The organism is Cutibacterium avidum 44067 (assembly GCF_000367205.1).
In the GTDB taxonomy this organism is placed as follows: Bacteria; Actinomycetota; Actinomycetes; order Propionibacteriales; family Propionibacteriaceae; genus Cutibacterium; species Cutibacterium avidum.
In genome coordinates, this window is sequence record NC_021064.1 from 1,019,079 (window position 1) to 1,040,710 (window position 21,632).

At 63.0% G+C, this 21,632-nt stretch carries 16 protein-coding genes, 1 tRNA gene and 1 pseudogene; 11 read left to right on the forward strand and 7 right to left on the reverse strand.

The window, feature by feature from the left end; all coding sequences use genetic code 11:
* Positions 1 to 144: 144 nt before the first annotated feature.
* A complete protein-coding gene (locus PALO_RS04665; RefSeq protein ID WP_015582619.1) occupies positions 145 to 2,238 on the reverse strand; it encodes a PHP domain-containing protein in 2,094 nt (697 codons plus the stop codon).
* Between the two features lie 458 nt (positions 2,239 to 2,696).
* Positions 2,697 to 2,771, reverse strand: coding sequence for a 50S ribosomal protein bL37 (locus PALO_RS13150; RefSeq protein WP_369797015.1), 75 nt, complete (start codon positions 2,769 to 2,771; stop codon positions 2,697 to 2,699).
* Between the two features lie 181 nt (positions 2,772 to 2,952).
* Between PALO_RS13150 and PALO_RS04670 the strand changes: the two genes are divergently transcribed.
* Positions 2,953 to 4,428: a sensor histidine kinase gene (locus tag PALO_RS04670; protein ID WP_015582620.1), complete on the forward strand. Its 1,476-nt coding sequence runs from the start codon at positions 2,953 to 2,955 to the stop codon at positions 4,426 to 4,428.
* 69 nt (positions 4,429 to 4,497) lie between these two features.
* Here PALO_RS04670 and PALO_RS04675 read toward each other — a convergent pair whose 3' ends face one another.
* Complete coding sequence (locus PALO_RS04675; RefSeq protein WP_002513444.1) at positions 4,498 to 4,749, reverse strand: WhiB family transcriptional regulator; 252 nt, start codon at positions 4,747 to 4,749, stop codon at positions 4,498 to 4,500.
* Between the two features lie 278 nt (positions 4,750 to 5,027).
* Between PALO_RS04675 and PALO_RS04680 the strand changes: the two genes are divergently transcribed.
* Positions 5,028 to 5,426, forward strand: a complete 399-nt coding sequence (locus tag PALO_RS04680) for a hypothetical protein (protein ID WP_004811151.1) — start codon at positions 5,028 to 5,030, stop codon at positions 5,424 to 5,426.
* A gap of 48 nt (positions 5,427 to 5,474) precedes the next feature.
* Here PALO_RS04680 and PALO_RS12485 read toward each other — a convergent pair whose 3' ends face one another.
* From PALO_RS12485 to PALO_RS04695, 4 genes are all read right to left on the reverse strand, one after another.
* Entirely contained in the window at positions 5,475 to 5,651 is a 177-nt protein-coding gene (locus PALO_RS12485; protein WP_015582621.1) for a DUF6104 family protein, read from the reverse strand.
* Between the two features lie 76 nt (positions 5,652 to 5,727).
* Complete coding sequence (locus tag PALO_RS04685; RefSeq protein ID WP_041710023.1) at positions 5,728 to 9,528, reverse strand: multifunctional oxoglutarate decarboxylase/oxoglutarate dehydrogenase thiamine pyrophosphate-binding subunit/dihydrolipoyllysine-residue succinyltransferase subunit; 3,801 nt, start codon at positions 9,526 to 9,528, stop codon at positions 5,728 to 5,730.
* A 186-nt stretch (positions 9,529 to 9,714) separates the two neighbouring features.
* A complete protein-coding gene (locus tag PALO_RS04690; RefSeq protein ID WP_041710247.1) occupies positions 9,715 to 10,944 on the reverse strand; it encodes a glycosyltransferase family 87 protein in 1,230 nt (409 codons plus the stop codon).
* A 151-nt stretch (positions 10,945 to 11,095) separates the two neighbouring features.
* Positions 11,096 to 11,167 (reverse strand) — tRNA-Arg (locus PALO_RS04695).
* Between the two features lie 122 nt (positions 11,168 to 11,289).
* On the opposite strand from PALO_RS04695, the gene lysA reads away from it, so the two are divergent.
* From lysA to PALO_RS04740, 9 genes and pseudogenes are all read left to right on the forward strand, one after another.
* Positions 11,290 to 12,726, forward strand: a complete 1,437-nt coding sequence (lysA, locus tag PALO_RS04700) for a diaminopimelate decarboxylase (RefSeq protein WP_015582624.1) — start codon at positions 11,290 to 11,292, stop codon at positions 12,724 to 12,726.
* 70 nt (positions 12,727 to 12,796) lie between these two features.
* Positions 12,797 to 14,122: a homoserine dehydrogenase gene (locus tag PALO_RS04705; RefSeq protein ID WP_015582625.1), complete on the forward strand. Its 1,326-nt coding sequence runs from the start codon at positions 12,797 to 12,799 to the stop codon at positions 14,120 to 14,122.
* Positions 14,123 to 14,124: 2 nt separating this feature from the next.
* A complete protein-coding gene (gene thrC, locus PALO_RS04710) occupies positions 14,125 to 15,195 on the forward strand; it encodes a threonine synthase (RefSeq protein ID WP_290126285.1) in 1,071 nt (356 codons plus the stop codon).
* 10 nt (positions 15,196 to 15,205) lie between these two features.
* Positions 15,206 to 16,096, forward strand: a complete 891-nt coding sequence (thrB, locus tag PALO_RS04715) for a homoserine kinase (RefSeq protein WP_004811167.1) — start codon at positions 15,206 to 15,208, stop codon at positions 16,094 to 16,096.
* Between the two features lie 300 nt (positions 16,097 to 16,396).
* On the forward strand, positions 16,397 to 18,298 hold the full coding sequence (gene rho / locus PALO_RS11955) for a transcription termination factor Rho (protein WP_015582627.1): 1,902 nt from the start codon (positions 16,397 to 16,399) through the stop codon (positions 18,296 to 18,298).
* 114 nt (positions 18,299 to 18,412) lie between these two features.
* The gene (gene rpmE / locus PALO_RS04725) at positions 18,413 to 18,622 is read left to right on the forward strand and encodes a 50S ribosomal protein L31 (protein WP_004811173.1); all 210 of its coding nucleotides are present in this window, start codon (positions 18,413 to 18,415) and stop codon (positions 18,620 to 18,622) included.
* Positions 18,623 to 18,725: 103 nt separating this feature from the next.
* Positions 18,726 to 19,814 (forward strand): peptide chain release factor 1, encoded by a 1,089-nt coding sequence (gene prfA, locus PALO_RS04730; protein ID WP_015582628.1) that lies wholly within the window; start codon positions 18,726 to 18,728, stop codon positions 19,812 to 19,814.
* Positions 19,811 to 20,677: a peptide chain release factor N(5)-glutamine methyltransferase gene (gene prmC, locus PALO_RS04735; RefSeq protein WP_015582629.1), complete on the forward strand. Its 867-nt coding sequence runs from the start codon at positions 19,811 to 19,813 to the stop codon at positions 20,675 to 20,677. The genes prfA and prmC overlap by 4 nt, the downstream gene beginning before the upstream one ends.
* A gap of 1 nt (position 20,678) precedes the next feature.
* Positions 20,679 to 21,459: pseudogene (locus PALO_RS04740) on the forward strand (L-threonylcarbamoyladenylate synthase); the annotation flags it as partial.
* Between the last annotated feature and the right edge of the window lie 173 nt (positions 21,460 to 21,632).

Consider the following 21,632-nt stretch of genomic DNA (forward strand, 5'->3'; position numbering starts at 1 on the left):
CCACACAGGACGTCAGGGGACTGGCGTCAGTGACGGAAGAGATCTTGTGACATGACCTCCTCCGTCACCAACTGAAACACTCGTTTGTGCATCCCGTGCCAGTCGTGAGTACGGGATGCACAAAACTTGAGGTTTGATGAGGTCCTAATTACCAGTGTTGGGTAGCTTCGGCCGCTTAACGGGCGGGTTCGATTCACCTGGATCGACAGTCGGGGCAGTCGTCGGCGTGGGCTTGCGCGAGGCGGGCTGCGACGGGGTTGCGGATGGCGAGGTGCTGGGCGACGCAGGGTCGACCACCTTCACGAACACCGGGTTCGCGTAGAACCAGGTATCCACCCATGGATTGCCCGCGCGGGCCGTGCCGTCGTGCATGATCGGACCGTGTGGATCCACATCCGGGCCGTGGTATCCAGCGCCAGTGCGCTTGCCGTCGGAGCCGCGGAAACGGATGTAGAAGTCCTCTTTCAGATCCTTGAACTCGTGTGTGAGGACGAGCTTGCCCTTCTGACCCTTCGTCTTGAACGTGTGCAGTACGCGGGTCTCAGGTGCGCGCAGCGTCTCACGATCCGCAACCGGGCCAGTGATCGGCCCGCCGATGATGTCCACGAATGCCAGCTCCGGCACCCACTCGACACCCACCGTCGGGTCCGTAGCCTTCGGTTCCTTCGGCGACATCTTGATGCTCTTGACCGGCTCGGTCGCCGTCTCGATCGTCAGCTCGACGGTGATCTTGCCGCCCTTCGACGCCTCAATCGTGTCACCGAGCGTGACGACTCGACCATTTGCGCTCACCTTGGCGATGAAGCTTTTGATGAGCTGGCCGTGGCTGGCCCACACGCGGCCTGCGCGCAGCGCATCCATGACGGCGGTGTAGCTGCGTTCCGTTGCACCTGCGTGGATGCGGGTGAACTGGCCGGGCCAGAAGTCCGAACCACCTTGTGGGTCAATGAGGGGCTCCGGGTACTTCGGCTCCTCGCCTTCGGGGGTCTTCGCGTCGATCTCGGCGCGGACCTTTTGCGCGTCCTTGTACAACTTCGCGTCCTCAGGGCTGCGCAGCAGATCACCGGAGATGCCGACCGAACCGTCGGGGTTCTTGATCAACAGATCGCCGGCGACCTCACCCGTCGCGGTGTCAATTGGGTGCGGACGGCGCCCGCCGAGGAGCTTCATCTGCGCATTCTCGTTCTTGGCGTTGTCGTACTCCGGCTTCTTCGGGTAGTCGCCCAGACGCCACGTGTGCCACGAGGCGAGGTGGGCGTCCGAGTTCGCGGTGATGTAGAAGCGGCGTCCCTCAGCCAGCATGGAGTCCCAGAAGCCGCCCACGGTGGCCGTCAGCCAGTCCCAACCGCCATACGGTCGCATGTGCTCAGCCTTGTAACCGGGGTAGGAGTCCTCACGCGGATCGTGGGTGTATTCTCCGCGCATATCGCCATTGCCGACGTTGCGGCCGTACGGGTAACCCTGCGCGCCTGGCGCACCCTCCATGCCGATCATGACGTGCGGGTCGGCGTCGTGCCACAGACGGAACTCGTCGGGGGAGTCAATGCCCAAACGCATTGGGTGGTTTGCGAGGACGAGGACGTCGTCGATCCTGCCCTCAGCCTTCTGCTTGCCGAGCCAGGCGATGCCGGCGGCGGCCATCTTCTCCTGCTCGGCTTCCTCAGGACTGCCGACCTTCGGTTTCTCCCAACCGTTCAATTTGCCGTCGTAGGCAAGTTCGAACGCACGGAGAATCTTCGCTTCGTTCTTACCGGTGACGAAGACTGTGCCGTGCTCAGCCGCGGGGATGTACCACTCCAGGCCCTGGAAGATGAGCAAGTTCTTGCGTGCCTTACGCTCAGCCTCGATCTCTTTATGGGAGTTGAACACACCTGGGTCGGCATGCACGAAGTTGGAGTGCTCCGTAAACACCACCCAGTCGCAGCCGAAGTACTCGGCGGCATCCAACTGATCCTTAATCCGGTACTTTGCGTCGTAGCTCCACTGGGTGTGGACGTGGTGATCGCCGATTAGCCAGAGCAGCTTGTCGGGGTCGACTGAGTCCTTGTTGGGAGCGGCGGCAGCTTGGGTGCCTTGTAGTGCGAGGCCAGTGACCATCGCATTGGCTGCTGCGGCCATGCCGACCTGCAGGATCGAGCGGCGGCTGAAGCTCAGGCGGGCCAGTTCTTCGTCGCCGCGGCGACGGACATCCTCGAGTTCGTCAGGCGATAGGTGCTTATCGTCGTGGTGATGGTTCATGGTCCCCTCTCTCTGAGCCACAACTTTAAGCACAGTGAGGTGAAGCGTAGTTAACGCCCATGCGAACACATGTCACACGGTGGGGTGCAATAACCGCACCTGCTCCTGGGGTTGTTGATTGTAAGTCTGTTTATGGGCTCGCTCGTGGCCATCGTCGCGTCGCTGGTTGACGCACTGGGTGAGAATCGCGCGTATGGTGCGCGCCGCCGTCCTCGGGTTGCGCAACGCCGAGTTCTTTGAGGCGAGCATGCTGGCCGACGCACAAGGGGCGCTGTTGCTAGGCAGATGGTGGAGATGATCGGCATGGTGTTCCAGCCGTCGTCGCTCTGTAGCCGCACCGGATGCAGCTGAGGATGCGAGTCGTACAGATACAGGTGTCCTATCGTTGGCAGGCCTGAGACCGCTGACCAGTAAAAGGCCCCCGTCCATATGGACGGGGGCCTCGTCATCCCAAAAACTCAGGCGTTGGGACGCTTGCCGTGATTGGCGCCCTTCTTGCGACGCGCACGACGCTTACGACCAGTCTTGCCCATGGCGCTCTCCTTCCTGAGGGGTCATAAACCTCCCTACTGCTGAAGGAGGGTCCGCGCGGGTACGCGGCAACGACGATCAATTCTGCCGTATGGGGTGTGCCTGGCCCAAATCGAAACGCACATTGATCGACAAAATGGCACCGGGTGGAGCTGGCCCGATTCTGGTCACTAGAGTGACGGCATGCCTGCCATCAATCGCTTGGTCGCTGACCGGACTAGCCTCCCCGCCGCCGACATCGCGTGGCTCGAGGAACTTGTCGACGACTGGCAGATGCTCGCTGACACGTCCTTCTCGGATCTCATCCTGTGGGTTCCGGACAAGGATCCCAATGTGTTCTGGGCAGCCGCCCAGGTACGTCCCGACACCGGCCCGACGGCCCTGGAGGACGACGTCGTCGGCGAGTCGGTCTCCTACGACGACGAGAGCCTCGTCACCGAGGCGTTCATGAGCGCCGAGATGTGCGAGACCAGCGACAACAAGCTGTCGGCGGGTATTCCCGTGGACGTCTGGGCGATTCCCGTCATTCGTCATGACGATGTCATCGCCGTGGTCGAAAGACACACCAACCAGATGGGGGTGCGAGCTCCCGGAAGCACCGAGGACAACTACCTTGAGATTGCCGACATCCTGTCGGAGATGCTTCACCACGGCCGGTTCCCGCTCTTCCCGGACTTTGACAGGGCTCTGGCGCCGAAGGTCACTGACGGGGTCATCCGGGTCGCATCCACGGGAATGGTGACCTTTGCCAGCCCGAATGCCCTGTCGGCCTTTCGACGCCTGGGCCTGACAGGAGACTTGGACGGCGAGTACTTCATTCCGACGGTTCGGGACCTGTGCCCCAAGGTGCGCGAGGTTGGTCAGTCCTTCACCCTTGATCTGGAGGGCCGCTGGCTTTCCGAGACCGATATTGAGAACTCCGAGGCGACCTTGCGTGCCCGCGTCATTCCGTTGCAGACCTGGCTGGATGACGTCGAGGTCTCGGCAGGAACGATGATTCTCATCCGCGACCTCACCGAGTTGCGGGACCGAGATCGTCAGCTCGTCACCAAGGACGCCACGATCCGCGAGATCCATCACCGGGTGAAGAACAACCTGCAGACCGTGGCAGCTCTCCTGCGTCTGCAGTCGCGGCGGATGAAGAATCCGGATGCCAAGGAAGCTCTCCGACAGGCCATGGGACGAGTCTCGGCCATCGCCGTGGTGCACGAGATCCTGTCGCAGAACTTCGAGGAGCAGGTGGCCTTCGACGAGGTTGCCGATCGCATTCTCCACATGGTTGGAGACGTCGCGGCATCTTCAGGGTCCGTGGCGGCACGGCGTGAAGGGACCTTCGGCAGTGTTCCTGCCGAGACCGCCACAGCCTTGTCCTTGGCAACGACGGAGCTGTGCCAGAACGCCATCGAGCACAGCTTGGATTCCTCGTCGGGAAACGTCATCGTGCGTCCCTACCGCACCGAGGATTCGCTGGTCGTCGACATCGTCAATGACGGAAGCCTCCTGCCGGAGGGATTCTCACTCGACCAGCACCGCAGCTCCTTGGGGCTGTCCATCGTCACGACGTTGGTCCAGGACCTCGGTGGAACCTTCACCCTCGAAAACAATCCCGACGGCGTGGGAACCTGCGCCAAGCTCATGATTCCGCTTGACCGGTTATGAGTATGAGACGTGACCGATGGTTTCCCCGGAACGGATCCGAATGATTCCGGGCTGCCTGTCCGAGGTGAGTCAGGAACGACGAACGCGGGAGCGGGACTGACGACGCTTGATCGCGCGCCTCTCATCCTCGCTCATGCCGCCCCACACACCGTGATCCTGGCCGGCTTCCAGAGCCCAGGCCAAGCACTCGGCGCGAACCTCGCACCGGGCACAGACCTTCTTCGCCTCCTCGATCTGGGCAAGGGCCGGACCAGTGTTCCCAATCGGGAAGAACAGCTCGGGATCCTCACTCAGGCAGGCAGCCCTGTGGCGCCAGTCCATGCCTCTTCGACTCCTTCTCCCCAGCGCAACCCGGGGCACGTGTGATGTGCGGGTGGATAACCCGTCATGCCGTACGACCGACGAGTGGCCGTTCGGCGGGCAACCATGAAAGTCTGGCAACCGTCGAATGTTTTGGCAAGAGCATCCACCGAAGGACGAACATCCTCCCACGAATCGCTCGGACACAATGAACGTCGGTCCAGGCGAGGACGCTTCGAGGAGTTCGCGGCCAGTTCGATTATGATACGTCGTCGGTTCATCCGTGCAGGAGCAAAACAATGATTCCGTCAAGTGAGCAGGATTCACGATCGTCTGCGTTGCGCGGCGGCATCCCGGTATCGGTCCTGGTCGCGGTGGTGGCGACCTGGATCTGCGCGATTGCCCTCCTCGTGGTGGCCATCGCGGTCATGGTGAGTGGTCGCGACGTCTTCAGTGCCGGAGTAGGCACGATGCTCATCATCTATGCCGCTCTCGTCGTGCTGGTCGGGTGGATGGCCGTGAAGGGACGACCGTCGGCGCAGGGGCTTATGGTCGCCAGCGGTCTGCTACACGTCGTTGTTCTGGTATCACTGCAGCGTTCAGGTGGCCCGGTGTGGTTCTGGATCCTGGCCGTCATCCCGGCCGCGGCTGTCATGGCTTCCTTGTTGCCACGGTCGCGGGCCTGGCTGCGGGACTGATTGCCCCGCAGCCAGCCGTCACCGCATCGGTTCCGGGCTCGTGGTGACTCAGTCGTCCTCGTCGTCGAGTCGGGCGAGGAAGGTGGCCAGGCGCTCAACGGGGACTTCGAACTCCGGGTTGAGGTCGACGAAGTGACGTAGCTCGTCGGCCAGCCACGCGACGGTGAATTCCTCGTCTCCGCGACGATCTTCCAGTTCCTCAATGCCCCTGTCGGTGAAATACATGGGCACAATAATGCACCACAGCATGCGCCATGGCGCCACCCCACGAGGGATGGCGCCATGGCGGTGATTGGGCGGATCAGGCCATGGCCTTCTCGAGCAGCTCCTGCTCCTCGCGGACATGCACACTGTGCTGGCCCACTGAGGGAGCCGAGGACGGCGGACGTGTCACGGCGGTCAGGCCATCGAAGAAGCCAGGCAGCTTGTCGGACATCGCCTGGGCCAGGTGAGTGAGGATGTAGTACCAGGCACCCTGGTTTTCCGGCTCCTCCTGCACCCAACGAACGTCAGTGACGTTGCTGTAGGGCTCGAGTACCTCGGCCAGTTCCTTGTCCGGAAGCGGGTAGAGCCGCTCCAGCGGGATGATGGCCAGCTGACCGTCGAGCCCGGCGGCCTTGCGCTGCTTGACGAGTTCCCAACGCACCTTGCCTGAGCAGAGGATGATCCTGGTGACGGCCGACGGATCAGTGATGGACGGATCGGGCAGAACCGGGCGCCACTTGCCAGTGGTGAACTCCTCCGGGTCAGAGGTCGCCATCTTGTTACGCAGCATGGACTTCGGAGTAGCGATGACGACCGGTCGGTGCCTGTTGACGTAGGCATGCTGACGCAGCAGGTGGCTGTAGCTCGCCGGGGTCGAGGGCTGGCAGACAGCCAGGGCTCCCTCACTGCACAGGTTGAGGAAGCGCTCCAGGCGGGCCGAGGAATGGTCCGGTCCCTGGCCCTCATAGCCGTGGGGGAGCAGCAGGACGACGCCGGACTTCTGCCCCCACTTCGAACCTGCCGAGGCGATGAACTCGTCAATGATCGTCTGGGCTCCGTTGACGAAGTCACCGAACTGGGCCTCCCACAGCACCAAGGAGTCCGGACGGGCGACCGAGTATCCGTACTCGAAGCCCATCGCCGCGTATTCGTTCAGCGGGGAGTCGAGGACGTCCAGGTGCGCCTGCTCGCCACCGAGGTGGTTGACGGGCACGTAGAACTCTCCGGTCGCACGATCTACCAGGGCCGCGAAGCGCTGCGAGAAGGTGCCGCGGCGGCTGTCCTGCCCGGCCAGGCGGACGTGGATGCCCTCACGCAGCAAGGAGCCCAGGGCGATCATCTCGCCGGTCGCCCAGTCGATCCCACCCTCTCGAATGTGCTTGGCACGACGCGTCATCTGAGGGGCAACCTTGGGATGGGCGTTGAAGGTCTCCGGCAGGTTCTCATGAGCCCGGGCGACGGCCTCCAAGGTGTCAACCTCGACCGTGGTCAAATGCAGGCCACTGTGCTTGACCGGGTAGTCCGGAACGCCGCTGTAGGGCTCGGGCCTCGAGGTGGCCTCACGGACCTCCTTGAAAACCGTCTCGAGGCGAGACCGGAACTTCGACATCACGGCATGGGCGTCCTCGTCGGTGATGTCACCACGACCGATGAGGCTCTCGGTGTAGAGCTTTCGGGTCGAACGCTTCTCAGCGATGAGGTCGTACATGTGCGGCTGGGTGAAGCTGGGATCGTCACCCTCATTGTGGCCGCGGCGGCGGTAGCAGACCACGTCGATGACGACGTCACGGTGGAAGATCTGGCGATACTCGTAGGCAATACGAGCAGCGTGGACCACCGCGGCGGGGTCATCTCCATTGACGTGCAGGACCGGGGCCCCGACGGCCTTGGCAACGTCGGTGCAGTAGGTCGAGGAACGTCCGTCACGGGGCGAGGTGGTGAATCCGACCTGGTTGTCGACGATGACGTGGATCGTGCCACCGGTGCGGTATCCCTCGAGCTGGCTCATCTGCAGGGTCTCGTAGACGACACCCTGACCCGAGAAGGCAGCATCACCATGCATGAGGATTGGCAGGACCGGGAAGTTGTCCGGGTTGCCCAGAGCGTCGAGTTTGGCCCGGCAGATGCCCTCGAGGACAGGATCGACGGCTTCGAGGTGACTCGGGTTGGCGGCAACCGACGCCTTGATGGTGTTGCCGGAGGCTGCGGTGAACTCACCCTCGTCACCGAGGTGGTACTTGACGTCACCCGATCCCTGGGAGTTCACCGGCTCGGCATTGCCCTCGAACTCACGGAAGATCTGCCCGTAGGACTTGCCGATGATGTTGGCCAGCACGTTGAGACGACCACGGTGAGGCATGCCGATGCAGACCTCGTTGAGGCTGTCGTCGGCAGCCAGGTTGCACAGTGCGGCCAGCAGGACGATGGCCGACTCGCCACCCTCGAGGCTGAACCGCTTCTGACCGACGAACTTGGTCTGCAGGAAGGTCTCGAAGATCTCGGCCTCATTGAGCTGGTCGAGGATCTGCAGGTGCATCTCGCGGGAGAGGGGCTGGTGCTCCTTCTCGAAACGATCCTGGAACCACTTGCGCTGCTCGTGGTCAGCGATGTGCATGTACTCGATGCCCATCGTCGAGGCGTAGGAGTCACGCAGGATCGTGAGGATCTCACGCAGGGTCATGGTGGCGCGACGCTGCCCGGCGAAGTTCGCGATCGGGAAGGTGCGGTCCATGTCCCACAGGGTGAGGCCGTGGCTGTTGAGCATGAGGTCGTGGTGGAACCGCGGCCGGTACTCGATGGGATCGATGTCGGCGGACAGATGGCCGAAGCGACGCCAGGAGTCGATGAGTTCGATGACGCGAGCCTGTTTGCCGACCTGGTCGGGGCGGTTGGCCTGACGGTCGCTCGCCCACTGGACCGGAGCGTAGGGGATACGCAGGGATTCGAAAATGTTCTCGTAGAAGCGATCAGCACCCAGGAGCAGCTGGTGCATGCGACGCAGGAATTCGCCGGACTGGGCGCCCTGGATGATGCGGTGATCGTAGGTAGAGGTGAGGGTCGTCACCTTGGAGATGCCCAGCTCCGCCATACGGGTGGGGGAGTTGCCCTGGTAGGCAGCTGGGTAGTCGATCGATCCGACGCCGAGGATCATGCCCTGACCAGGCATGAGGCGGGCAATGGAGTGGTTGGTGCCGAAACCGCCGGGGTTCGTCAGGGAGGCCGTGACTCCCTTGAAGTCCTCGATGGTCAGCTCATTGGTGCGACCCTTGCGGACGATCTCTTCGTAGGCACGCCAGAAGTCGAGGAAGTCCATCTGCTCGGCGCCCTTGATGGCGGGCACCACGAGTTTGCGGGAGCCGTCCTTGTTGACGACGTCTATGGCCATGCCGAGGTTGATCTGATGGTTCTCGATGAGGTGAGGCTTGCCGTCGATCTCCGCATAGGCGTTGTTCATCGCCGGAACGGTCTTGAGTGCCTGCACCATCGCATAGGCGAGGATGTGGGTGAAGGAGATCTTGCCGCCCTTGGCCTTGCGAAGGAAGTTGTTGATCATTGTGCGCTGCTCGATGACGAGCTGCATCGGCACGTCACGCACCGTGGTGGCCGTCGGCATGGTCAGCGACTGATCCATGTTCTTGGCGGTGCGCATCGGCGCACCCTTCATCTTCGTCACCGTGGGCTCGACGGTTTCCAGCTTGGCGCTGTGACGCGGGGCGTCAGCCGTCAGAAGAGGACGGGCAGGCTCGCGGGAGGTCTTTGATGGTTCGGGCTTCGATGCCATGTCCTTGACCTTCGGTGTCGGGGTGGGGGCGGTTGATGCAGCGGGTTTGGGAGCCGGCTTGGCTTCGGCCTTCGCAGCCGGAGCAGGCTTCTGATTGGCGACGGGATTAGGAGCCGGTTCAGGCTTGGGATCCTGACGAGCGGGCTGTTCGCCGACTGCCAATCCAGTCACCTCATCGGACGCCTGGGCCGCCTCGTGGTGAAAAAATGTGGCCCAAGCAGGATCGACCGAACTCGGATCATTCTGGTACTGGTCACGCATCTCCTCGATGAGCCAGTCGTTGGCTCCAAAATCAGCAGAGTTGTTGGACTTGTCGTGTGGGGCGGGACTCACCACTGCCTTCTTCCGTCAAACCGTCGTGTCAAGCACTCGCGGAACCTCTGGAAAGGCCCTCCGAGCTGCGCTGCTCTGTCTGTGTCCATGGACCCAGACGTGATGATCGTAGCCGGATTGATCAGGCCTTCCCAACAATTTGGGCACATCGGGGAACACTCATCCCCGATCACCAAAATGTGATATTGGTCACCGCTCGTCCAGCGTAGCGCGGACCGATCTGCCTGGGACGGATGTCGGCTGGGCGGGACGGTGCATACGAAGGCTTGCGACAAACGCGACAACACAGGCCGCGAAGGTCACGAGGGTCATGACGTTACGGCTGACCAGTAGGGCCATGCTGGTCCGACCGGGCGGCAGGCCAACGACGCCGGCGTAATTCAACGGATACACCTGCTGAGTCAAGAATGCCGTGATGAGAAGGAGTATTGCGACGATCCAGCACCATGTCCGGGTTTGCGACAGGGAGTTCGGGTCGGGAGGGGTCTGGGAGTTCGCCTCGCCAGAGACACGATCGAGGATCATGGCAGCAGGCGCAGCCCACCACACGAAGTACTGGGGGGACAACGTCTTGTTGGCGATGATGAGAGCGCCGATGATGACGAGATCAGCCAGCACCGCGCTGCGGTGGTCAAGACCGTTGCGTCGCCATGACAGGAACGCCAACCCGATCGTGAGTATCACGGTGAGAGCCATGAAGACGGTCGAGACTGATTGCCACGTGGACACCCCCGAGCCAAAGATCTCGTAGGCGTTGTACTTCGACATCTCAACCTTGTAACCACCGTCGGGATTCTTGAAGTGTTGGTACACGGGAACGGTGGCGGGTACGGATTCGACTTGAAGCCCCCGGCCCGACTGCCACGTCAATGGGGACACGAGGCGGCCCCATCCACCGTCCAGCAACGAGGCCAGTGCGAGTGCAACACCAGTCGCGCCGAATGCGATCAGGCGTCGGATGGCTGCCTTGTGCCGGGAAATCATGGGAAGGATGAGAAGAGCCGGCCACAACTTTACCGCGGCACCCAAGGCGATCATGACGCCACACGCGGCCGGGTGACGGCGGTACCAGAGAGCTGCCAACCCCATGCAAACGGCGGGCACCATGTCGAAGCGATTCCACATGATGGGTCCGAGGAATGGCACCAGGACGATCCACCACAGAGCGCCGGCTCGGTGGCCGTGGATCCACATGGCGACAGCAAGCAGTGCGTCAAGCAGCAGCATCGTCGTGGCGAATGCCGGTATGAAGTAGGAGTCACCGGCAGACCAGTGCAAGGCACGCAGGAACCACACGACAGGAAGCGGGTATTCCGGAAGAACCACTGGATCGGGCTGTCCGCCCTGCATCCACCACAGGTAGTACTGCACATCCCCGGTGATGTAGTTCGACGAGGGTTTGATGAAGACATGGAGCATGGTCATGCGTCCGACAACCCACAGCATGATGGCACCGGCCCCGGAAAACAGGGCGGCTCGTGATCTCTGACGAGGGGATTCGGTGTCAAGGGCTCGCACGATGTGAAACCCTACCCGGTCAAAACTGGTGTCTCGCTGCGTCACTGGTGGGCGCTCCCGGAGGGATTCGAACCCTCGCTCCCGCCTCCGGAGGGCGGTGCTCTATCCCCTGAGCTACGGGAGCCGATGGGTCCGTGGACCCCGACCGTCCATCGACTTTAGCGCACTGGTGGGATGATGCGCCATTCATGGCCACGGACGTGGACACCCGCCGGCCCTGTCGTCACCCTCTGGCAAGGTGGAACCATGACGCACATGCACGTTGCCGGCTCGGTCCATGCCGATGTCGCGGCTGCCGGCCCTCAGTGGCTGACCCTGCCCGATGACGTCAATGCCCTGGATCCTGCGCTCTGGTCCGGGTCAGCGGGACGTGGACATGACGGAATTGTCGACGTCGCAGGCGTCTCCGTGACAGACCTCCTGGCCGAGTACGGTTCCCCCCTCTACGTCCTCGACGAGGCTGACTTCCGCCAGCGCGCCCGGACCTTCCGCGACGCTTTCGCAGGCTGGGACGTCTATTACGCAGGCAAGGCCTTCTTGACGCGCACCGTCGCCTCCTGGATCGACGAGGAGGGCCTCTGTCTGGACACCTGCACCGGTGGAGAGCTCATCACGGCTCTCCAAGGCGGAATGGATCCTGCACGCATTGGTCTGCACGGGAACAACAAGTCCATCGACGAGCTCAAGCTGGCTCTCAGCGTCGGGGTCGGGCGTATCATCGTCGATTCGCTGGACGAGATCACCCGTATCGAGAAGCTGTGTCGAGAGAACGGTTGGCACGCCCGAGTCATGGTGCGTGTCACTGCGGGCGTCGAGGCTCACACCCACGAGTACATCGCCACCGCACATGAGGACCAGAAGTTCGGTTTCTCGATCACCAATGGTGCAGCCATGGTGGCCATGGTGAGGTGCCACACCAGTGACGTCATTGACCTGCAGGGCATTCATTCCCACATCGGCTCCCAGATCTTCGACACCGCGGGTTTCGAGGTGGCGGCTCGTCGCACTATGAAACTGCTTGAACAGTTCCGGCAGGCCACCGGCACTGCCCTGCCGGAACTCGACCTCGGTGGCGGATTCGGCATTGCCTACACCAACCAGGACTCTCCGGCCACCGTTGAGAGCCTGGCTGCTTCCCTGCGGGAGATTGTCACCCTTGAGGCCCGGGGGAGGGGACTGGAGGTTCCCCACATCTCCCTGGAGCCTGGTCGTGCGATCGTCGGGCCGACGACGATGGCCCTGTACACCGTCGGCACCGTCAAGCCAGTGGACCTGGACACCGGCGCCCAACGGATCTACGTGTCGGTTGACGGCGGCATGAGCGACAACATTCGTCCCGCGCTTTATGCTGCGGAATACTCTGCCGTCATCGCCAACCGTGCCTCGACCGTCACCCCGGTGCTGTGCCGCATCGTCGGAAAGCACTGCGAGGCCGGCGACATCCTGGTCCGCGACGTGTACCTCCCCGGTGACGTGTCCCCGGGCGACGTCATCGCAGTTCCTGGTGCCGGCGCCTATTCAAGGTCCATGGCATCGAACTACAACCATGTGCCGCGACCAGCCGTCGTCCGCGTCGGTATCGGAGACCACCCGGACACATCGGTATTGCTGCGACGGGAGAGCATTGACGACCTGCTGTCCCTGGACCCGGGCCCGGTCACGTCCGAGGTGCAGTGGCCGTGATAGATCACAGAAGCACACGGCCCAGGGCTCTTGACCAACCATCAGCTGATAACAACGAGATGAGGACGAGATGACGAACACCACCGGTCCCGCGTCAGCCCAGCCGATCCGCGTGGCCCTCCTGGGGTGCGGGGTCGTGGGCTCCCAGGTGGCCCGCATGATTGAGTCCCGCAGTGACGACGTCGCGGCTCGGGTGGGCCGTCGTGTCGAGCTTGCTGGCATCGCTGTCGCCCATCCTGATCGCCCCCGTCAGGGCCTTGACTCGCGGCTGTTCACGGATGACCCGACAGGGCTGGTCAACCGGGACGACATTGACATCGTCATCGAGCTCATTGGTGGCATCGACCCCGCGCGTCAGCTCCTGACGGCTGCCCTGGAGAAGGGACACTCTGTCGTCACTGCCAACAAGGCTCTGCTGGCTACCCATGGCACGGAACTGCACGCGGTCGCCGAGGGCCATGGCGTCGACCTCTACTACGAGGCCGCAGTGGCCGGAGCCATCCCGATCGTCAGGCCGCTGCGCGAGTCGCTTGTCGGTGACCAGATCACCCGAGTGATGGGCATCGTGAATGGCACGACGAACTACATCCTTGACCAGATGACGACCACGGGAGCAGGTTTCGACGACGCTCTGGCCCAGGCGCAGGCCAAGGGATATGCCGAGGCCGATCCGACCGCCGACGTCGAGGGATATGACGCCGCCGCCAAGGCGGCCCTGCTGTCCACCTTGGCGTTCCACACGCGCATGCGCGGCGACCAGGTGTACCGGGAGGGCATCACTGCCATCACTCGGGAGGACATTGCCGCCGCTCGGGACATGGACTGCGTCATCAAGTTGCTTGCCGTCTGCCAGGCCGGTCCTGACGGCATCTCTGCTCGCGTTCATCCGGCGCTGGTTCCTGCCGCCCACCCGCTGGGCGGAGTCTCTGGTGCCTTCAACGCTGTCTTCGTGGAAGCTCGCGAGGCTGGGCACCTGATGTTCCTCGGCCCGGGTGCGGGTGGCTCCCCGACGGCCTCCGCCGTGATGGGTGACCTGGTGACGGTGGCTCGTAACCTGGTTCGAGGAGTTGCCGGACCGCCTCAGGACGTCTACGGCGAGTTCCCGATTCTGCCCATCGCCGAGGTTCACACCAGGTTCCACCTGCGCCTGCAGGTACGCGACGAGCCTGGCGTCCTCGCCGAAGTCGCGAAGATCTTCGCGAGCCATGGCGTCTCCTTGCAGACCGTGCAGCAGTCGGCGGTAGAGGGCAATGACCGTGTCGACGGCTGGTCCGCGACCCTCAAGATCCTCACCCACGAGGCCCGAGAGTGCGACGTCAAGGAATGCGTCGACGAACTCACCGGACACCATTACGTCAACTCTGATCCCCGCGTCATCCGAGTGGAGGGAATGTGATCATGACCCGGCAGAAGTGTCCCTTCGGCGTCATCGAGAATTACCGAGACCGTCTCCCGATGGACGGTATCGACGAGATCGTCACTCTGGGGGAGGGATCCACGCCGTTGGTGCCGGCGCCGCGTCTGGGGGCCGAGCTCGACTCCTCGGTGTGGATCAAGGTCGAGGGTTCCAACCCGACCGGCTCCTTCAAGGACCGGGGCATGACGATGGCCATGACGAAGGCGCTTGCTGATGGTTCCAAGGCAGTCGTGTGTGCCTCCACGGGCAACACCTCGGCCTCGGCGTCGGCCTACGCGACCCGGGCTGGCATGACCCCAGTCGTGCTTCTTCCCCAGGGAAAGATCGCAGCTGGCAAGCTTGCCCAGGCCGTCGTCCACGGCGGTCGCATCATTCAGGTCCTCGGGAATTTCGACGATTGTCTTCGCATCGCTCGCGAGCTGGCCGAGAACTTCCCGGTGTCCCTGGTGAACTCGGTCAACCCGTACCGCATCGAGGGGCAGAAGACGGCCGCCTTCGAGATCGTCGACGTTCTCGGCGATGCCCCTGACATCCACGCCCTGCCTGTTGGTAACGCAGGAAACATCACCGCGTACTGGAAGGGCTACGGCGAGTACGCCGCTGACGGCCCTGCCAGCCACACCCCGAGGATGTTTGGTTTCCAGGCCTCTGGGGCCGCTCCGCTGGTACTCGGGCACGACGTCGACGATCCCGAGACGGTGGCCACGGCCATTCGTATTGGTCGTCCGGCATCCGGCAATCTCGCCCTGGCCGCCCGCGATGAGTCGAACGGTCTCATCGAGGCCGTCACCGATGAGCAGATCCTCGACGCGCAGGCGTTCCTGGCAGCTCGCGAGGGTATTTTCGTGGAGCCGGCCTCAGCCACTGGTGTGGCCGGTCTTCTCAAGCTGAAGTCCGAGAGCCGTCTGGAGCCTGGTCAGCGCATCGTCATCACTGTGACGGGCAATGGCCTCAAGGACATTGACACTGCCCTGAGCCGCACCACCTTGTCGACCGAGGCCGTCGAGGCGTCGACCGACAAGGTCGCAGCTTTGCTGGATTTCCACTCCTGAGAGGTTGACGATGGCTGACAGCGTGCGGGTGCGTGTTCCTGCCACCTCGGCCAATCTGGGCCCTGCCTATGACTGCATGGGTCTGGCGTTGGACCTGTGGGACGAGGTCGGAGTCGAAGTCCTTGATCACCCCGGGGTGCAGATTGATGTGACGGGGGAGGGGGCCGACACTGTTCCGCATGATGAATCTCACCTTGTCGTCGCAACGTTGCGACAGGGGCTGGTGGAACTGGGTTACCCCCGCCCGGATGCTGGGTTGCACCTGACCGCTTTCAATGCCATTCCGCAGAGCCGTGGCCTTGGCTCCTCGGCCGCGGCAATCGTGTCCGGATTGGCCTTGGCCTGGGGACTGGCGTGTCCGGGAGTGCCGTTGGACCGCACCGAGCTACTGACGATGGCGGCTGCCATCGAGGGACATCCGGACAACGCTGCCCCGGCCATCCTCGGTGGGGCCCAGCTGGCCTGGTTGAGTGGGGGAGTCGTCAACCACATCGGGCTGGCCGTCAACCCGTCAATCATCTTCCGTGTCTTCGTTCCTGATCGCCATGTGCCTACCGCGCTGGCACGCCAGGTTCTTCCTGAGCAGGTTGACCGTGCCGACGCCGTGCAGCAAGTTCTGGCCGCGTCACTCCTCGTCACGGCCCTGACGACCTCGCCAGAGCATTTGTTGGCCGCCACTCAGGACTGGCTGCATCAGCCTTACCGTCGCACTCTCATGCCGGAGTCAGCTGCGCTCATGGACGCTTTGCGCGACCGTGGTGTTGCCACCGTCATTTCCGGCGCCGGACCCACCGTCCTGGCCCTGGGCGCCCGTGATCAGTTCGAGGGAGCCTGGGACGTCGACACCACTGGTTTCGTCGTCCACGATCTTGTTCTCGGAGAAGGCGTTCATCTCCTCTGACGCGTTGTGTGAATGCGATCCGCTTCGTGCGTTATAGTGGTGACGCAAGCGCGCTCGATGCGCGCAATTCCCCACTGACGACCGAATCGTGGTCCCTGTGCCACAGTTCCGTTCGTGGGGACCATGTCCTCGGCGTTCGAGGGCCTCGAACGCCACACCATGGCCGAGAGTCTCGCTCAGCAGACCATCTCGGATCCCCGTGGTGTCAGCCGCCCGACCCATTGTCGATTCCGACGGCAGGCCCGATGAAACCTCGCCCGCCGGAAGTTGCACCGGCCGGGGCAGTTCGAAGGGACTTACGTGACTCAAACCTCACAGCCGGGTGGATCCTCGGATCTGTCCACGAAGTTGCTGCCCGAGCTTCGATCCATCGCCATCCAGATGGGTATCAAGGGAGCTCGCAGTATGCGCAAGGCTGACCTCGTGGCCGCCATCTCTGACGGGGGATACCCAGGAACTGGGAAATCCGGCCCTCGTCGTGATGGTGGTCTAGCGCTCCACACTTCCGGTGAGGGGGACGATACCCGTCCGCAGCGCACCCGTCGTCGCCGCGACAATGGCTCGACTGATCCCGAGTCGCGCTCCTCTGAGGGCGAAAGGACCCCGTCGGTCGGTGACCTTCTCGACGCCGCAGAAGTGCAGAAACGTGCCGACAAGGTGCCGACGCAGGAAGACGGGGGTCAGCGTGGCGAGGACGGCACCAACGACCGTCCGCACCGTGACGATGGCGACCGTGGCGGCAGAGGAGACTCGCCGCGTCGTCGGGCTCGCAACACCTCCCGTGAGAATTCCAACGGCAATTCCGGCGACAATGTCAACGACGAGGTTGGTGCCCGGTTGGAGGCACTGTCCCGCGGGAAGAATGGCGAGCGCCCCCAACTGAATCGCGGCAGCCAGCGTGACCGCAACAACAATGACTCGAATCATGAGTCTGACGATGACTACGGCCGCTCTTCGGAATACGGCAATGGTGGTCGCCGCTCTCGCCGCCGCCGTCAGCGCGATCGACAGAATCGTCGCAAGCGTTCCAACGAGCGTTACTCCGATTCCGAGCCGAATGTCCGCGAGGATGACGTCCTCGTGCCGTGCTCCGGCATTCTCGACATTCGTGACCAGTACGCTTTCGTGCGCACCTCGGGATACCTGCCTGGCTCGAACGATGCCTATGTCTCGATGGCCATGGTCCGTCGCCATGGGCTGCGCAAGGGCGACGTCATTGTCGGTCAAATGCGTGCACACCGCGAGGGGGAACGGCGTGAGAAGTTCGCACCTCTGGTCAAGATCGAGCAGGTCAACGGCGCGGATCCTGAGCAGATGAAGCAGCGTCCCGAGTTCTCCAAACTCACCCCGCTGTACCCGCAGGAGCGCCTGCGCCTCGAGGATGATCCTAAGAACATGACCGGCCGCATCATCGACCTGGTCAGCCCGATCGGCAAGGGCCAGCGCGGCCTCATCGTCTCGCCTCCGAAGGCTGGCAAGACGATGATCATGCAGTCGATCGCGAACTCGATCACCAAGAACAATCCTGAGGTTCACCTCATGGTGGTGCTGGTCGACGAGCGTCCCGAGGAGGTCACCGACTTCCAGCGCACCGTCAGTGGTGAGGTCATCGCGTCGACCTTCGACCGTCCTGCCGACGACCACACCCAGTTGTCCGAGTTGGCCATTGAGCGGGCCAAGCGTCTGGTGGAGCTCGGCCACGACGTCGTCATCCTGCTGGACGGCATCACCCGTCTGGGACGTGCCTACAACCTGGCTGCCCCTGCTTCGGGACGAATCCTCTCCGGCGGTGTCGACTCCGCGGCTCTCTACCCGCCCAAGAAGTTCTTCGGTGCCGCCCGAAACATTGAGCACGGCGGATCCCTGACGATTCTTGCCACCGCGCTCGTCGAGACCGGCTCCAAGATGGACGAAGTCATCTTCGAGGAGTTCAAGGGCACCGGCAACATGGAGTTGCGTCTGCGCCGTGAGTTCGCCAACAAGAGGCTCTTCCCGGCCATCGACGTCGACGCATCGGGTACCCGTCGCGAGGAACTGCTGCTCTCGCGCGAGGAGACCGCGATCATGTGGAAGCTGCGACGCGTTCTCTCCGGCCTGGAAGACTCCCAGGCCCTCGAGATGATGCTCTCGAGGCTGCGCAAGACTCAGACCAACGTCGAGTTCCTCTACACGATCTCGAAGACGACTCCCAGCCAGGACTGACGTCGTCAGGTGGACTGGTGCCGGCCGTTCGGTGTATCGTCGAACGCCGGTTCCGGTTCACGTCCGCATGATCAGTCGGGCGACCCGGGGCACGTTTGATTAAGGAGATCACATATGAAGCAGGGAATTCATCCCGAATACCACGAGACGACCGTGGTGTGCACCTGTGGGAACACCTTCACCACCCACAGCACCTCGAAGTCCGGCACCCTCAATGCCGACGTCTGCTCGAAGTGCCACCCGTTCTACACCGGTAAGCAGAAGATCCTCGACACCGGCGGCCGCGTCGCCCGGTTCGAGCGCCGCTACGGCAAGAAGAACTGACGTCGTCCATCAATGACGTATCACCATGACGCCGGGCTGATGCTCGGCGTCATGGTCTTTTCAGGGGTCTCGTGTGGTCCCGACACGGTTGGCCAGGAGGGTCATGAGCGAATCGACGCAGCAAGCGGTTGACGAGGTTCGTCGTCATCTGCGGGAGATCGAGATTCAGCTCGCCGATCCACAGGTGCTGTCCGACCCGGTTGCGATGGGACGACTGGGCAAACGCCATTCGCGCCTGCGCCACGTCGTGTCGGTGGCCGATCGCGTCGACCACCTGGCAGCAGACATCCAGGCCGCGGAGGATCTCGCTGACGAGGATCCCGCCTTCGCGCAGGAGGCCGACGCGCTACGAAACCAGCTCAAGACTGTCAACGGTGAACTGACCGAGCTGCTGGCTCCCTCGGATCCCCTTGACCAAGAGGACGCCCTGGTCGAGATCCATTCCGGCGAGGGTGGCGAGGAGTCCGCCCTGTTCGCCGGCGACCTGCTACGGATGTACACCCGCTATGCCGAGAGGGTTGGCTGGTCGATTCGTGAACTCACCAGCGAGCTGACCGATCTCGGTGGTTATCGCTCCGTCGTCGTTGCCGTCGAGGGGGTTCCGTCACGCCCGGCTTACGGTTATCTCAAGCACGAGGGCGGTGTTCACCGGGTTCAGCGGGTACCGGTGACGGAATCCGCTGGACGTATTCACACCTCGGCGGTCGGTGTCCTCGTCATGCCTGACGTCGACGAGACCGAGGTGGACATTGATCCTGCCGACGTGCGCGTCGACGTGTACCGTTCGTCAGGCCCCGGCGGCCAGGGGGTCAACACCACCGATTCCGCAGTTCGTCTCACCCACCTTCCGACCGGCATCGTTGCCAGTTGTCAGAATGAACGCAGCCAGCTGCAGAACAAGGCCGAGGCCATGCGGATGCTACGCGCCAAGGTCGCCGCACTGGCTGCCCAGCAAGCTGCCGACGAGAACGATCGCATGCGTCGGGACCAGATCCGTACCGTCGACCGCTCGGCGCGGGTGCGTACCTACAACTTTCCGGAGAATCGGCTCACCGATCACCGCATCGGCTACAAATCCCGCAAACTTGACCAGATCCTCGCGGGTGATCTCGGCGAGGTCCTCGACGCCCTCCACGCTGACGAGGTGAGCCGGCGGATGGCTGATCGTCGTGATGGGCAGGAAGCATCATGACGGATCCCAGCCCCTCACTTCTCCTGGCGCGAGCCACCCGGCAGCTGACCAGCGGAGGTATCGAGACCCCAGCTGCTGACGCACGGATGCTGCTGTGCGAGGCCCTTGACGTCCAACCCGCCAAACTCATCTTCGTGTCGAGCGTGAACCCTCATGATGAGGATCGGTTCAACGAGATGGTGGAGCGACGTCGATCCGGGGAACCGACTCAGTACATCGTCGGGCATGCCTGGTTCCGCGGTCTGCGCCTGGACGTGGGCCCAGGAGTCTTCATTCCTCGGCTGGAAACCGAATTGGTGACCGAATGCGCCGTCGACGAGGCACGGCGCCTCGTCATGGCAGGATCTGCTCCGAGCGTCATTGATCTGTGTGCGGGCACCGGCGCCATCGCGCTCGCGATTGCCAACGAGGTACCAGGAGCTCGTGTCAGCGCGGTCGAACTCGACGAGGCTGCCTTGGTGTGGACTCATCGGAACCTTGCCGATACCGGGGTGGAGGTTCTTGCCGGGGATGCCCTCGAGGCTCCAGATGATGGGCGTCGCTTCGATGTCGTCGTCACCAACCCGCCGTATCTGCGACGTGTTGATGCCCCAGTTATGCCTACTGACGTCACGGACCACGAACCCGACCTCGCACTGTTCTCCGGGGATGACGGGTTGGACCTTCCACGTCGTCTCATCGACCGTGCCGCACAGCTACTCGTGCCGGGGGGTCTGTTCGTGATGGAGCACGACGACACTCAGCGCGAGGCCCTGACCGGGTGCATGGCAATGGCGGCGCAGTGGGACGAGATCGAGGACCATGATGATCTCGCAGGTAGGCCGAGGTTCGTCACGGCTCGACGACGGTGCAAGGATGTATGACATGGATGAGACTGACCAGACGACGGTCGAGGACAATGAGCTGACGGAGGACACTGACGTTGAGTCGACCGACACCGACAGTCAGTCCGAGCCCGTCGAGGCCGTGGCCGAGACCGAGGACACCGGGATCACCCCGCTCATACTCGACGTCGCGAATCCGGCGACCTACGAAGAGGCTCTGGAACAGGCAGCTGACGCCATCGCCGACGGCGAGTGCATCGTCTTGCCGACCGACACCGTTTATGGGATCGGTGCTGATGCTCTCAATTCCTTGGCCGTTCAACGTCTTCTCAACGCCAAGGAACGCGGTCGCGACATGCCGCCGCCAGTCCTCGTCAGTGATTCGGTCGCCTTGCCTGCTTTGTGCCAGCACATTCCGGTCACGGCGGAGGCTCTCGCGGAGAAGTACTGGCCAGGTGGTCTGACTCTCATCCTGCGTGCTCAGGAGTCCCTCGGGATGGATCTGGGGGAGACCAACGGCACCCTCGCCGTGCGCGTTCCCGACCAGGATCAGACCCGTGAGTTGTTGCGTATGACGGGCCCGATGGCGGTCTCGAGTGCGAACAAGTCCGGACATCCGGCCGCGCTGACGGCTCAGGAGGCCGCCAATCAGCTCGGCGTCACGGTTGCGGTGTATCTGGATGCCGGCCCGAGTCGGGTGGGAGAGGCCTCCACCATCATCGACTTCGTGTCGACCACTGACGGCAAGGTCGTTCGCCAGGGAGCGTTGTCCTTGGAAGCCATCCATGAGGTGGCTCCCGATGTCGTCGGGATGGAGGAGTCCGAGGATGAGGCCGCTGAGGAGGACGTCCGCAAGGCCGAAACAACTCCGTCGGACGAGCCCAGTCCAGAGGGCCCGACAGAGTCTCCGACCTCCACGACCGATGACGTCGTACCTGCTGAGGAGACCGAACAGATCGCTCAGGGCGCAACTGCTGCGGACACCGATGCCCCA